The sequence below is a fragment of the Pradoshia sp. TA40_28 genome (assembly GCF_059694525.1).
Map to the genome: position 1 here is coordinate 1 of NZ_JCATZO010000022.1, position 14,530 is coordinate 14,530.

At 37.8% G+C, this 14,530-nt stretch carries 16 protein-coding genes; 15 read left to right on the forward strand and 1 reads right to left on the reverse strand.

The window, feature by feature from the left end; all coding sequences use genetic code 11:
- Positions 1-609: 609 nt before the first annotated feature.
- The 10 genes from AC58NB_RS17125 to rsmI all read left to right on the forward strand — a co-directional run bounded on the left by AC58NB_RS17125 (position 610) and on the right by rsmI (position 7,729).
- The gene (locus tag AC58NB_RS17125; protein ID WP_497428008.1) at positions 610-819 is read left to right on the forward strand and encodes a sigma factor G inhibitor Gin; all 210 of its coding nucleotides are present in this window, start codon (positions 610-612) and stop codon (positions 817-819) included.
- Positions 820-940: 121 nt separating this feature from the next.
- Positions 941-2,395, forward strand: coding sequence for an aminotransferase class I/II-fold pyridoxal phosphate-dependent enzyme (locus AC58NB_RS17130; protein WP_497428009.1), 1,455 nt, complete (start codon positions 941-943; stop codon positions 2,393-2,395).
- 49 nt (positions 2,396-2,444) lie between these two features.
- The gene (gene tmk / locus AC58NB_RS17135; RefSeq protein ID WP_497428010.1) at positions 2,445-3,083 is read left to right on the forward strand and encodes a dTMP kinase; all 639 of its coding nucleotides are present in this window, start codon (positions 2,445-2,447) and stop codon (positions 3,081-3,083) included.
- Positions 3,084-3,208: 125 nt separating this feature from the next.
- Positions 3,209-3,538 (forward strand): cyclic di-AMP receptor DarA, encoded by a 330-nt coding sequence (darA, locus tag AC58NB_RS17140; RefSeq protein ID WP_497428011.1) that lies wholly within the window; start codon positions 3,209-3,211, stop codon positions 3,536-3,538.
- Positions 3,539-3,576: 38 nt separating this feature from the next.
- Positions 3,577-4,581, forward strand: coding sequence for a DNA polymerase III subunit delta' (holB, locus tag AC58NB_RS17145; RefSeq protein ID WP_497428012.1), 1,005 nt, complete (start codon positions 3,577-3,579; stop codon positions 4,579-4,581).
- Positions 4,574-5,401: a PSP1 domain-containing protein gene (locus AC58NB_RS17150; RefSeq protein ID WP_497428013.1), complete on the forward strand. Its 828-nt coding sequence runs from the start codon at positions 4,574-4,576 to the stop codon at positions 5,399-5,401. Before holB ends, AC58NB_RS17150 begins: the two co-directional genes overlap by 8 nt.
- A 17-nt stretch (positions 5,402-5,418) precedes the next feature.
- Positions 5,419-5,775, forward strand: coding sequence for a DNA replication initiation control protein YabA (gene yabA / locus AC58NB_RS17155; RefSeq protein WP_497428014.1), 357 nt, complete (start codon positions 5,419-5,421; stop codon positions 5,773-5,775).
- A 131-nt stretch (positions 5,776-5,906) separates the two neighbouring features.
- A complete protein-coding gene (locus tag AC58NB_RS17160) occupies positions 5,907-6,599 on the forward strand; it encodes a tRNA1(Val) (adenine(37)-N6)-methyltransferase (RefSeq protein WP_497428021.1) in 693 nt (230 codons plus the stop codon).
- Entirely contained in the window at positions 6,586-6,870 is a 285-nt protein-coding gene (locus AC58NB_RS17165; protein ID WP_497428015.1) for a GIY-YIG nuclease family protein, read from the forward strand. Before AC58NB_RS17160 ends, AC58NB_RS17165 begins: the two co-directional genes overlap by 14 nt.
- Complete coding sequence (gene rsmI / locus AC58NB_RS17170; RefSeq protein WP_497428016.1) at positions 6,848-7,729, forward strand: 16S rRNA (cytidine(1402)-2'-O)-methyltransferase; 882 nt, start codon at positions 6,848-6,850, stop codon at positions 7,727-7,729. Before AC58NB_RS17165 ends, rsmI begins: the two co-directional genes overlap by 23 nt.
- A gap of 45 nt (positions 7,730-7,774) precedes the next feature.
- On the opposite strand, the gene abrB is transcribed toward rsmI, so the two are convergent.
- Positions 7,775-8,065, reverse strand: a complete 291-nt coding sequence (gene abrB, locus AC58NB_RS17175) for a transition state genes transcriptional regulator AbrB (RefSeq protein WP_497428022.1) — start codon at positions 8,063-8,065, stop codon at positions 7,775-7,777.
- Between the two features lie 503 nt (positions 8,066-8,568).
- Between abrB and metG the strand changes: the two genes are divergently transcribed.
- From metG to rsmA, 5 genes are all read left to right on the forward strand, one after another.
- Positions 8,569-10,536: a methionine--tRNA ligase gene (metG, locus tag AC58NB_RS17180; RefSeq protein WP_497428017.1), complete on the forward strand. Its 1,968-nt coding sequence runs from the start codon at positions 8,569-8,571 to the stop codon at positions 10,534-10,536.
- Positions 10,537-10,632: 96 nt separating this feature from the next.
- Positions 10,633-11,400, forward strand: a complete 768-nt coding sequence (locus AC58NB_RS17185) for a TatD family hydrolase (protein WP_497428023.1) — start codon at positions 10,633-10,635, stop codon at positions 11,398-11,400.
- A 170-nt stretch (positions 11,401-11,570) separates the two neighbouring features.
- A complete protein-coding gene (locus AC58NB_RS17190) occupies positions 11,571-12,773 on the forward strand; it encodes a resuscitation-promoting factor (RefSeq protein ID WP_497428018.1) in 1,203 nt (400 codons plus the stop codon).
- A gap of 165 nt (positions 12,774-12,938) precedes the next feature.
- Positions 12,939-13,499, forward strand: a complete 561-nt coding sequence (gene rnmV / locus AC58NB_RS17195; RefSeq protein ID WP_497428019.1) for a ribonuclease M5 — start codon at positions 12,939-12,941, stop codon at positions 13,497-13,499.
- Positions 13,492-14,376, forward strand: coding sequence for a 16S rRNA (adenine(1518)-N(6)/adenine(1519)-N(6))-dimethyltransferase RsmA (rsmA, locus tag AC58NB_RS17200; protein WP_497428020.1), 885 nt, complete (start codon positions 13,492-13,494; stop codon positions 14,374-14,376). The genes rnmV and rsmA overlap by 8 nt, the downstream gene beginning before the upstream one ends.
- Positions 14,377-14,530: the final 154 nt, after the last annotated feature.

The following is a 14,530-nucleotide window of genomic DNA, read 5'->3' on the forward strand; positions in this document are numbered from 1 at the left end:
GCGCCGATGGTAGTTGGGACGCGAGTCCCTGTGAGAGTAGGACGTTGCCGGGCAATCCAAACCAGTTCAGTTGATGAGCTGGTTTTTTTGTGTGCTTTTTAGATAAAGAGATAGACCCTACTCATTTATATCTGTTTATTAAAAAAGTGCGTAGTAGGTGAGCCAAAGGCGAGTATAATCCGTGGGTTTTCTTAGCTATCCCATGACTATAAAATAACTTTCTATGTTAGGGTAAAGGTGTATGAAAGGTATGAAAAAGACGAGGGAAAGTGTCTAACCTATATCTATGTCATACCTATGAAGCATCTAGCCTACATGATAGGTGTTAGATGTATGAAGGAGAAGTATACAAGAACATCAATTCTACATCGGCGCTGATAAAGGGTTGAAGGGTATACACCTTCGCCATCTATGCCCTTGATACGCCTTGAATCACTCCATTTTTTTATGTAATAATCTTCAAGGGCAGGTATGAGTAACTTTATATGTTGGCCATTTAGAAAGACATACAACGAAATCTTATTATGGGCATACAATAGTATATAAATTGGAAATTTTGTATACAATTGGTGACGGATGGCGATACTAAGGGGTATGGAGGTGTAGTAAATGGCCAACTGTGAAAGTGAAATCAATCATTCCTCGTATGAAGAATGTGCAATTTGTGAATGCCGTAAACAAGAAGGAATACATCTTTACAATATTTATATATGTACTGAATGTGAAGCCGCATTGGTTCGTACAGAAACAAATGATCCTATTTATAGAAAGCATATAGAAAAATTGAGAAAGATGAATATTACTGGTACATACTCATAGATCTCATAAACCTATAACTTGAATCCAGTTATACATCATCCTTATAATAGAAGCACCTGGCCCCTTCAGTTGGAAGGAGCCTTTTTATTGGATTGATACAATTGAAGGATGAGGTGCAGGAGTGGGAAAGAAATCGATAAAAGTGCCTATATTAGATATGCTCAAGGGCCATCAAAAGAAGAGACCTATATCCATGCATGTCCCAGGACATAAAAACGGTATAATTCATCATGAGGAAGCACCTCAGAGCTTTAGTTCGGTAATGGCCTGGGATTTGACTGAACTATCTGGACTCGATGATCTGCATCAGCCTGAAGAAGGGATTAAAGAAGCAGAGGCGTTATTAACGAAGCTTTACCAGACGGAAAAAAGCTATTTCCTTGTGAACGGCTCCACTGTCGGTAATCTTGCAATGATATTGGCGACTATACAGGCCGGAGATAAAGTTATTGTTCAAAGAAATTGCCATAAGTCTGTGATGAATGGGTTGAAATTAGCTAAAGCCAATCCAGTATTTTTAGCGCCGGAAATCGATTGCGGTTCTGGTATTTCAATGGGTGTTTCATATGAAACATTTTCTAATAGTTTGAATGAACATCCAGAAGCAAAGGCTCTTATTGTTACGTATCCAAATTACTATGGCTTAGGTACTGATCTATCACCTATCATTAGGGAAGCCCATAAGAAGGGACTCCTCGTTTTAGTGGATGAGGCACATGGCGCCCACTTTGCTGCTGGGCTTCCTTTTCCATCCTCTGCTATAAGTATGGGAGCAGATATCATTGTCCAATCCGCACATAAAACACTACCGGCTTTGACTATGGGCTCCTATTTACATATAAATAGTAATTCGATAAGCCAGGAACATGTGGAAGAATATTTAGGAATGCTGCAATCCAGCAGTCCATCCTATCCTATTATGCTCTCTCTTGATTTGGCTAGAGCTTATCTCGAGGGCTATTCAGATAAGGATAAAAAACATCTAATGGAACAGCTTGGACAATTTAAAGACTATTTATCCCGACATGAGGAACTAGGAATCCTCGAGCCCAAAGATAGTGATATTTATGATCCTTTGAAGCTTATTCTCTACCATAAGAATGGATTGTCTGGTTTCAATTTGCAGAAATTACTGGAGGGGGCAGGGATATTTTCGGAACTTGCTGATGAACAGTACGTCTTGTTTATTCTGCCTTTATTGAAGAGTAATCAATCTTATCCTTTTAATGAAATCATACAAAGGCTAGAAAAGATTAATTGGATTATTGAAGGACAAGTTCAAACAAGATCAGATATTGAGACCTGGAAAACACCTGAAGAAGATAAGGAAAGTGTATTGGCTATATCTTATGAAGAGATGGACAAAACTTCACAAAAGCGAATATCTTTATTAGATGCTTATGGTGAGATTTCAGCAGAAACGATAACGCCATATCCTCCTGGTATCCCGCTCATTCAAAGAGGAGAAACTATCACAAATGAAATGGTACAGAAGTGTTTATCTCTGGTGAATAAAGGAGCTAAAATTCAAGGAGGAGTATATTTAAACCAATACCACATACAAGTCTTTGAATAAGCGACATATGATATACTATCTAGTAGTTTGATTATTGGAGGTTACTACCTTGAAACGTGGAGTTTTTATAACGGTGGAGGGTCCTGAAGGGGCCGGAAAAACGACCGTGCTAACAAAAGTGGGAGAGCAGCTTAAAGCGGAAGGCTACTCAATAATACTGACAAGAGAACCTGGTGGGATCCCTATTGCCGAACAGATTAGAGAGGTTATCTTAAATCGCGATAATACTAAAATGGACCCAAGGACAGAGGCACTGTTATATGCAGCTGCGCGCAGGCAGCATCTAATGGAGAAAGTGGTACCCGCATTAAATGAGGGTTTTATTGTCTTATGTGACCGGTTTATAGATAGCTCACTGGCATACCAAGGATATGCGAGAGGGTTAGGAATAGATGAAGTTAGAGAAATTAATCGGTTTGCTATCCAAGATACGATGCCTGAACTCACCCTATTTTTTATGATTGAACCTGAAATTGGTTTAAAAAGAATCGAGAAGCATAAAGGTCGGGAAGTAAACCGTCTGGATATGGAGAAGCTACAATTTCACCATAAAGTATATGAAGGCTACCAGATATTGAGTAAAAATGAACCCGACAGAATAAGGGAGATTAATGCGAATCAAAGTTTCGAAAGGGTATATCAAGAAACCCTTCATCAAATAAAGACATTTATTGACATAAAACCTTAAGGCTAATGCTTTAGGGTTTTATATTTATCATTTGAATTGCTTTATGGTTGCGGAATAACTGGTATAATAGAAGGGTACAACTTGAATGGCATCATCATTCTTTATATCCTAAGGGGGGTTTAGCCATGAAACTTATAATAGCGGTAGTACAAGATAAAGATAGTACTAAATTATTAAGTGATTTGGTCGACAATAACTTCCGAGCAACTAAGTTGTCTTCTACCGGAGGATTTTTAAAATCCGGCAATACGACTTTTATGATAGGTACTGAAGAACTGAGGGTAAAAAAAGCCCTTGAGATTATACAGAGAAATTGCAAATCAAGAGAGCAATTGGTTACACCTATCACACCAATGGGTGGCAATGCTGATTCTTATGTACCTTATCCGGTTGAGGTGGAAGTAGGAGGAGCCACTGTTTTTGTGGTGCCAGTGGATAAGTTTTATCAATTTTAAATGAAAGATATAGTCAGTGAGAGTGAGAGGAATAAAGCATGATAAACACGTGGGATCAATTAGCCAATCAACAACCAAGAGTATCAACAATGCTCAAAAATAGCTTAATGAAGAATCGTGTGGCCCATGCTTATCTTTTTGAAGGAGAGCGTGGTACCGGAAAAAAAGAGACAAGTATTCTTCTGGCTAAATCTTTATTTTGTTTAAATCGCCAGGACGGTTATCTTCCATGTGAGGAATGTGCAAACTGTAAAAAGATTGACCATAAAAATCATGCGGATGTACACGTTATTGAACCGGATGGTTTATCGATAAAAAAAGAACAAATTAGATTGCTTCATGAAGAATTTCAAAAAAAGGCAGTTGAATCATCTCAGAAAGTGTATATTATTACACATGCACATAAAATGACGGCTTCAGCGGCAAATAGCTTATTGAAATTCTTAGAAGAACCTCATCCAGGAACAACAATTATTTTGCTTACAGACCAATTACACCGCATGCTTTCAACAATCCTTTCCCGTTGCCAGACGATATCCTTTATGCCGTTAAATCCTAAGGAATTAAGTAAGCAGTTGATCCAGGCAGGAGTCCCTGCTGTTAAGGCTTCCCTGATTGCCAGTTTGACGAATAGTGTCGAGGAAGGTTTGTCGTTAAATGAGGATGAGTGGTTTGCACAAGCCCAAAAAATAGTGGTAAAATTATTTGAAGCAATGAAAAATCCTGTAGATGCCATTATGGTTATTCAGGAGAGTTGGCTTTCGCATTTTAAAGAAAGAGAACAAACAGAAATAGGCTTAATGCTTCTTTTGAATATATATCGTGATCTCCTTTATATACAGCTGGATAGGCCGGAAGAGATTGTATACAAAGATATGGAGGAACGGCTTCGCCAATTGGCCATTCAGCAATCCCAAAAAAGATTGGCGCATCAAATGAACCAAATATTAGAGTCTAAAAGAAAAATTTCGGCTAATATAAACCCACAGCTGTTAATGGAGCAGCTTGTGCTTAACCTTCAGGAGGGGTTTACACTTGTATGATGTTGTAGGAGTCCGCTTTAAAAAAGCGGGTAAAATATATTATTTTGACCCAGGGGATTTAGAAATAGCCAAGGATGAATACATCATAGTTGAAACAGTACGCGGAGTAGAGTTTGGTAAAGCTGTAATACCCAAAAAACAGGTTGGGGAAAATGATGTAGTTCTCCCACTAAAAAAGGTTATTCGAATTGCTGATGAAAAAGATCGTCTCATCGTAGATGAAAATAAGCAAATTGCTGAGCAGGCTTTTCAGGTATGCAGTGAAAAGGTAATTGAACATCGATTGGATATGAAATTGGTAGATGTTGAGTATACCTTTGACCGTAATAAGGTAATTTTTTATTTTACTGCTGATGGAAGAGTTGATTTTCGTGAGCTCGTTAAAGACCTGGCTGCCATATTCCGAACACGTATTGAATTAAGACAAATTGGTGTTAGAGATGAGGCAAAAATGCTTGGAGGCATTGGCCCTTGCGGCAGGATGCTTTGTTGTTCCACATTTCTTGGAGACTTTGAACCTGTCTCTATTAAAATGGCCAAAGACCAAAACTTATCACTTAATCCAACGAAGATTTCAGGTTTATGCGGACGCTTGATGTGTTGCTTGAAGTATGAAAATGATGAATATGAAAGCGCAAAAGAGCAGCTACCTGATTTAGGCGAGTACGTGGTTACTCCAGTTGGTCGTGGTAAGGTGATAGGTCTTAACATTCTTGAAAAAATCATGCAAATAGAATTGCAGGGTAAAGAACGAGTAGTTGAATATACGCTGGATGAGATGATGGAGGAAGGCACCTTCTCGATTCAAGCCACAGATTAATAAGGTGGTGGGTGTTGATGAATAAAAAGGAAATTTTCGATTCAGTTAGCAGCATGGAAGCTCAGATTGGAGATCTATATAAACAACTGGGAGATTTAAAAGAACATCTTGCTGAAATATTGGAAGAAAATAATTCCCTCAAGTTAGAAAATGAGAATGTCCGACGTCGTTTGCTGGATTTGGAAAAGACAAAACCTGTGGTTTCTCAAAAAAAGCAAGCAAAAAAAGGCAATAAGCTAATGGATGTCGGAGAGGGCTACGATAATTTAGCAAGATTATACCAGGAAGGTTTCCATATTTGTAATCTACACTTTGGAAGTCCACGGAAAGATGGAGATTGCCTGTTTTGTCTTTCATTTTTAAATAAGAAGTAAAGATAGTCTTTCCTATCGATAGGAAAGACTATTTTTATAAATGATTTTGATTTGTATTATAGGTAGGAGCGGATCGTAGATTGGATATTTTAAAAGATGATGAACGTCTGGATTATTTATTGGGAGAGCCCATGAGGATTATACAAAGCCCAAGTGTGTTTTCTTTCTCGCTGGATGCTGTTTTATTATCTAAATTCGTTTATGTTCCCATACAAAAAGGGAATTTGGTTGATTTATGTTCAGGAAATGGCGTTATTCCACTCCTTCTCAGCACACGCACGAAGGGGAACATTTATGGAGTGGAAATACAGGAGCGCCTCTATGATATGGCTAAAAGAAGTATTGAATACAATAAGCTGGATAAGAGAATTACAATGTATCATGAAGATTTAAATGAGATTATCCCTATCCTTGGCCACGATAAATATGATGTTGTTACCTGTAATCCTCCCTATTTTTTGACACCTTCAAAAGAAATTCAAAATGAAAATGAACACTTCGCCATTGCCAGACATGAAATTAAGTGTACATTAGAGGATGTAATCAGAGTGAGCAGCCAGCTTTTAAAGAATGGCGGTAAAGCTGCATTTGTTCACAGGCCAGGCAGACTAATGGATATTCTATTATTAATGAGAAAGTATAAGTTGGAACCTAAGCGTCTCCAATTCGTATACCCAAAGGCAAATAAAGAGGCAAATACGATTCTGATTGAGGGAATAAAAGGTGGCAACCCAGATCTGAAATTACTGCCTCCATTAGTTGTTTATGATGAAAATAATGAATATACAAAGGAATTGAAAACAATTATTGATGGACAAGAATAAACACTATTTTTATGTACTCGAGTGTGCAGATGGCAGTTTTTATGCAGGGTATACAAATGATGTCGCAAAAAGGCTGCATACACATAATGAAGGGAAAGGTGCCAAATATACACGCGGAAGGAGGCCTGTGGTGCTTCGTTATCTTGAGGAATATGAAACGAAGACAGAGGCTTTGAAGGCGGAGTATCGCTTTAAACAATTAAGCAGGAGCACCAAAGAGAGGATTGTACAGATGGGAGGAACCGACAATGAAGGCTCAAAAAAGCTTTGAGAATGAGAATGAAGCCGTTCTCTATTTAGTACCTACACCAATCGGCAATTTGGATGATATGACATTTCGCACGATAAATATCCTTAAACAGGCAGATCTTATTGCAGCAGAGGATACACGTAATACAAAGAAACTCTGTAACCATTTTGATATTCACACGCCATTAGTGAGCTATCACGAACATAATATGAATCAGAGCGGTGAATCCTTACTTGAGAAAATGAAAAATGGTAAACAAATTGCTCTCGTAAGTGATGCCGGAATGCCAGCTATATCAGACCCAGGTTATGAATTAGTACAATCTTGTATAGAGGCAGATATTAAGGTCATATCACTACCAGGGGCCAATGCCGCTTTAACGGCCTTGATTGCCTCTGGCATAGTACCACAGCCATTTTACTTCTATGGGTTTTTGAATCGCAGCCGTAGAGAGAAAAAGAAAGAATTGGAGTTATTAAAGAGTAAGGATTCTACGATTATTTTTTATGAATCCCCACACCGATTAAAGGAAACACTTAATTTAATGCATGAATATTTTGGGGATCGTAAAGTAGTATTGGCGAGAGAGCTGACAAAGAAGTTTGAAGAGTATATTCGAGGAACGATGTCTGAGGTTTTACAATGGGCAAATGAAAATGAAATTCGTGGTGAGTTTGTTATCGTTACAGAGGGTTCTATAAAGCAAGAGGAAGATACCTCAGAAGCTGCCTGGTGGATGGAGCTGGAAGTGAAAGAGCATGTTGACTTCTATATCGAGTCTGAGAACCTTAAACCAAATGATGCGATTAAAAAGGTAGCAAAAGACAGGGGTCTTCAAAAAAGAGAAATCTATCAGGCCTATCATGTTGAAGAGGATTAAATTAAAAGTTAATTAAAAAGCTCCCCTAGTAGGGAAGCTTTTTAATTAGTTGTTTACAACCAAGTTTTCTTGAATTTCTTTAAGAAGCTGTTCTGCTCCTTCACGGCTAAGGATTAATTTACCATCAGCAAGCGTGAAGTTGTTGTCAGATACCTCACCAGTAACTTGGCAAGTCATGTTTGGCTTATATTTTTTTAGAATAATTTTTTCATCGTCAACATAGATTTCTAAAGCATCTTTTTCTGCAATTCCCAATGTACGACGAAGTTCAATTGGAATGACCACTCTACCAAGTTCGTCTACTTTACGTACAATACCTGTGGATTTCATAGGAATGCTCCTCTCATAGTATAATATTTTTTTAATAAAATTCGTCATTATTCGACAAAATTTAAAGGATGTTTTCATAATACCAAGCATTCCCAAAACCGTCAATGATTTTGGACCGCACACAATTAGTAGTTTGTCCCATATTTAGTTTAATTTATGTAAAAAACAGTGAAAAAACGCTGCAAAATGACAGTTTATTACAGTATATGAATCAATTACATGTCGAAATTGAATGTAAATTATAAAAAATTCGAAATAAATCAAACATATTCGACATATTTTTAAAGAATTTATTACAAAATTAATTATATCTATATAATTAATACGTATTGTCTACAATAATTATTTGTGAAAAATCTTTCAAGGAAATTAATCGAGGATATTTTCCAAAACAGCTCTGTGTTCATATGTATAAAAATAATCAAATTTCCTTTATAATGGACTATTATGTATTACATTTTTAGAAAGTTACGTTACTTTATTGCAAGGCCTTTAAGGAGTGAGAAATGATGAAGGAAAAATTAAATACCTTTTATATTACGACCCCAATCTACTACCCAAGTGGAAATCTTCATATTGGGCATGCATATACGACCGTAGCGGGAGACGCTATGGCCCGTTATAAGAGAATGCGGGGATATGATGTTATGTACCTGACTGGTACAGATGAGCATGGACAAAAAATTCAGCAAAAAGCAAAAGAAAAAGGAATTAGCCCGCAGGAATATGTGGATGGAATGATCAGAGACATTAAAATCTTGTGGAAAAAGCTTGATATATCCTATGATGATTTTATTCGAACAACTGAGGATCGACATAAAAGAATCGTCGAGAAGATATTCAAGCGCTTGCTTGATCAGGGCGATATTTACCTTGACCAGTATGAAGGCTGGTACTGTACTCCTTGTGAATCATTCTTTACTGATAGACAGGTAGAAGATGGAAACTGCCCTGATTGCGGACGACCTGTTGAAAAGGTAAAAGAAGAATCTTACTTCTTTAAAATGAGTAAATACGCTGACCGTTTGTTGAAGTTTTACGAAGAAAACCCAGAGTTTATCCAGCCGGAATCACGTAAAAATGAGATGATTAATAACTTCTTAAAGCCTGGCTTGGAGGATTTGGCTGTTTCCAGAACAACATTTGACTGGGGAATTAAGGTGCCAGGAGATCCAAAGCATGTTATATACGTATGGATTGATGCACTGTCCAATTATATTACGGCTTTAGGGTATGGCACGGATGATGATTCCAAATACATGAATTATTGGCCAGCAGATGTCCATCTGGTTGGGAAGGAAATCGTTCGTTTCCACACGATATATTGGCCAATCATGTTAATGGCCCTTGATATCCCTCTACCTAAGAAGGTATTCGCGCATGGCTGGTTATTAATGAAAGATGGAAAAATGTCCAAATCTAAAGGGAATGTAGTCGATCCTGTTACACTTATTGATCGATATGGTTTAGATGCCCTTCGTTATTATCTGTTACGAGAAGTTCCATTCGGTGCGGATGGTGTATTCACTCCGGAAGGTTTCGTAGAAAGAGTTAACTTTGATTTGGCCAATGATCTTGGAAATTTACTGAACAGAACGGTAGCAATGATTAATAAGTATTTCGACGGAAGAATCCCTGCTTATAAAGGGTCAGAAGGCGAATTTGATCAACAATTGTTGAAGGCAAATAAGGAAACTGTAGTGAAATATGAAGAAGCTATGGATGAAATGCAGTTCTCCGTTGCATTGTCTACTATATGGCAATTAGTAAGCCGCACAAATAAATATATTGATGAAACTCAACCGTGGGCTTTAGCGAAAGATGAAGCTAAAATGGATGAGTTGGCATCAGTAATGGTTCATTTAGCAGAGTCATTAAGAAGAATAGCGATTATGCTGAAACCATTTCTAACTGCAACTCCTAAAAAAATATTTGAACAATTAGATTGTGAGGATCCTTTATTGCAAAGTTGGGATAGCTTAAAAGAGTTCGGACTGATCTCTGCAAATTCCACTGTTAAGAAGGGGCAGCCAATCTTCCCACGTTTGGATATGGAGGAAGAGGTAACTTATATCAAGGAAGCGATGCAAAGTACTGCACCAACTGCTCCGGAACAGATTGAGAAAAAGGAAACCGTGCAACCAACAGAAGTGGAAGAGATCACAATTGATGACTTTAAAAAGGTTGAGCTCAGAGTAGCTCAAGTAATAAAGTGTGAACCAGTACCAAAAGCAAATAAATTATTAAAGCTACAACTGGATCTCGGTTATGAAGAACGTCAAGTTGTTTCAGGTATTGCGGAGCATTACAAACCAGAAGAATTGATTGGGAAAAAGGTTATTTGTGTAACCAATTTAAAACCGGTCAAACTTCGTGGTGTTTTATCTCAAGGGATGATTCTGGCGGGAAGTCTGGATGGTCAATTAGCATTGGCATCTATTGCGGAATCCTTGCCAAATGGAGCGCAAGTTAAATAAATGAATAAAACAATAGGGATGTTACATGTGAAACATCCCTATTGTTTTTGCCTAATCGGTTATAAAGTGGATATTTTTGGTAAAGGAGTGCTAACATTGTTATTTGACACACATGTGCATCTAAATGATGAGCAATTTGAAAATGATTTGGAAGAAGTAATTGGGCGCGCTAAAGCTAATGGAGTGGAGCGAGTCATAGTAGTCGGTTTTGATAAAAAGACTATTGAACGCGCAATGGAACTAATTGAGGCATATGATTTTATGTATGCGGCTATTGGTTGGCATCCGGTAGATGCAATAGATTTAACAGACGAATATCTGGAATGGATTGAAGAATTGACTAAGCACCCAAAAGTAGTGGCAATCGGAGAAATAGGATTAGATTATCATTGGGATAAATCTCCGAAGGATATTCAAAAAGATGTATTTCGCCGCCAGATCCAGCTTGCTAAAAAACTTAAGCTCCCCATCATTATACATAACAGGGATGCTACAGAGGATGTAGTGGAGATTCTGAAGGAGGAGCATGCAGAAGAGGTCGGCGGAATTATGCACTGCTTCAGTGGCAGTGTGGAAACCGCACAGATCTGCCTGGATATGAATTTTTATATTTCTTTGGGTGGTCCGGTTACCTTTAAAAATGCAGTTAAACCAAAAGAGGTTGCAAAGGCTGTGCCATTGGACAGATTATTAATTGAAACAGATTGTCCTTATTTAGCTCCCCACCCGTTTAGAGGAAAACGAAATGAACCTGGCTATGTGAAGCTTGTTGCAGAGAAAATTGCGGAATTAAAAGAGATTTCATATGAAGAAGTTGCCGAGGCAACAATGAAGAATGCAAATACACTTTTTAAATTGACTTAATAGGAATTTACCCTCTTTTTAGAGAATGGATATAACATGATAGATAGGGGAGTTAGTCTTTATTTTTCAATCCAGACGGCAGTTAGCCATATGGATGTGAAAGCGGTATTGTTTGACAAGCTTATTTATCTATTTATATAATTCATTCAGTGAAAAGGGGGTATTTTTTCGTGAATCAATACATGAAAAACCTATTTTCCAGGCCGAGGCAAACGCCAAAGGTAATATTAATCATGACTAGTATCGCTGTGTTTCTAATAACTTCGGGAGTCTTATTTTTTGAAGGAACAAAGAAGACAGTGGCACTGAGCCTGGATGGAGAAAAGCAAAAGGTAAAAACCCATGCTGATACCATTAGTGAATTACTTGCAGAACATGACATTTCAGTGAATTCAGGAGATTATCTCAGCATACCTGAATCGACTAAAGTAAAAGATGATTTACAGATTGTATGGGAACCGGCTGTCGATATAAAGATGATTATAGATGGCGAGGAAGCAAGTTTGGCTACGACCGCCAAGACAGTTGGAGATGTTTTAAAAGAAGAAAATATTCAGCTTAGAAATGAGGATGTCCTCTCTCATGAAGAGACAGCTAAAATAGAAGCTGGAATGGCTATATATATTGAAAAGGCATTTCCTGTCACTGTAAATGATAGTGGGGATAAAAAAACAGTTTGGACTGTTTCAACAACTGTAACAGACTTTTTAAATAGAGCTAATATCCATATTGGAGATCTAGATCGTGTGGAACCCGGATTAAATGAACAGCTTACTAAAGATAAGTCATTGACCATTACAAGAATAGAAAAAGATCAAGAAGTAGTAGAAGAACCTATTCCATATGAGACCATCACCCGCAAGGATGGAACCTTAAATGCCGGTAAGCGCAAAGTGACCACTAAAGGTGTGGATGGCGTTGTAAGCAAAGAGTATGAGCTGACAAAAGAAAATGGTAAAGTTGTGTCTAAAAAATTGATTTCAGAAACGGTCGTTAAAGAGAGTATAGATCAGGTAACCTCTGTTGGAACAAAACACGAAGTGAAATCACTCTCTCATGTTAAAGATAATTCGAATGAGACAGATGAAGAGTATTATGTAACAGCCACTGCCTATACGGTTGACTGTGCCGGCTGCTCAGGTAAAACAGCAGTTGGTATTGACCTGCGTGAGAATCCCAACAGAAAAGTGATAGCTGTAGACCCGAATCTCATTCCACTAGGTACAAAAGTGCATGTGGAAGGGTATGGTTATGCGGTTGCCGGAGATACAGGCGGTGCCATAAATGGAAATAAAATTGATGTTTATGTCCCCACAACTGCCGAAGCGCATAACTGGGGTGTCAAAAGGGTGAAAATAAAAGTTATTCGTTAAATAGTACGGTAATTTATACAGTGGATTTCGTATCCGCTGTTTTTTTGCGTTATAATAGGCAGAGTTAAACGTAAATCAACTTAACATTACATTAATATTACAAAAATAACACGAATATATCAATTATTAATTACAAATTTTAGATAAAAAGTTTTTGGAGGGAAAATGAAGATAAAGGAAATCATTGTTGTTGAGGGAAAAGACGACACTACAGCCATTAAACGTGCCCTTAATGCAGATACAATAGAAACCAATGGTTCAGCTATTAATCAAGAAACTCTCAATCAAATTCGCTTGGCTCAACAGGTTAGAGGAGTAATTGTCTTTACAGATCCTGATTTTCCTGGAGAAAAAATACGGAAGATTATTTCACAGGAAGTACCTGGTTGCCAGCATGCCTTTTTGCCGAAACACTTAGCTATCCATAAATCAGGACGCGGGTTGGGTGTTGAACATGCATCTGATGAAGCCATCCGAGAGGCATTAAAAAATGCCAAGCAAATGGATACGGATCAAGAAGAAGTGATAAGTATGGATGATTTGATTTTATTTGGTTTAATTGGAGGTCCCGGATCAGCTGAAAAAAGGGAAAGGTTAGGTCGCTACCTGAATATTGGCTATGCTAATGGCAAACAGCTATATACAAGATTAAAGATGTTTGGCATCACTAAGGAAGAGTTTATGAAGGCAATCGAACATATAAATGGAGTGGAAATAAATGAATAAAGATATTGCAACCCCTATTAAAACAAGAGAGATTCTGGATAAGTATGGCTTTTCATTTAAGAAAAGCCTTGGTCAGAACTTTTTAATCGATACAAATATCCTGCGAAATATTGTGCAGCACTCAGGTGTTACATCTGAGAGCGGAGCAATTGAAATAGGACCGGGTATTGGTGCGTTGACAGAGCAATTAGCAAAAAACTGTAAGAAGGTTGTAGCCTTTGAAATAGATCAGCGTCTTTTGCCGATTTTAAAGGATACTTTGTCGGCTTATGATAATATCCAAATCATACACGAGGATATATTGAAAGCGGAAGTAGCAAAAGTTATTAAAGAAGAATTTACTGATCAGGTAGAAGATCTCCATGTGGTAGCGAACTTGCCGTATTATGTTACGACGCCAATCATTATGAAGCTTCTTGAAGAACACTTGCCACTCGCTAGCATTACTGTCATGCTTCAGAAAGAAGTTGCTGATCGTATGGCAGCAGCTCCTGGTACAAAAGAATATGGTTCACTATCCATAGCGGTTCAATATTACACAAAAGCTGAAGTTGCTATGATAGTTCCTAAAACTGTATTTGTACCACAGCCGAACGTAGATTCCGCTGTCATACACCTTACAGTAAGAGACCGGCCAGCGGTAGAGGTGGATGATGAAGCTTTCTTCTTTGAAATTACAAGAGCAAGCTTTGCACAAAGAAGAAAAACAATTTTAAATAATCTAGTGTCCCAGCTGCCGGAAGGGAAAGCAAAGAAGGAATTGATATTACAAGGTTTGGAAAAATCCGGTGTTGATCCAATTAGAAGAGGAGAGACTTTATCTCTGCAGGAGTTTGCAGATTTAAGCAATGCGTTGAGACCTTATTTTAAATCTTAAATGATGAAACTCCAAAGTATACTGCACACTAAATGATTAAAACCAATTTTGTAGTGCACTTGAAAAAGCCTGTTTTCTTGATGTGCACCCCTAAAGTTAGACGAACCAATTCTAACTTTAGGGGTGTTTTTGTGGTCAAATATGATGAAGGCTT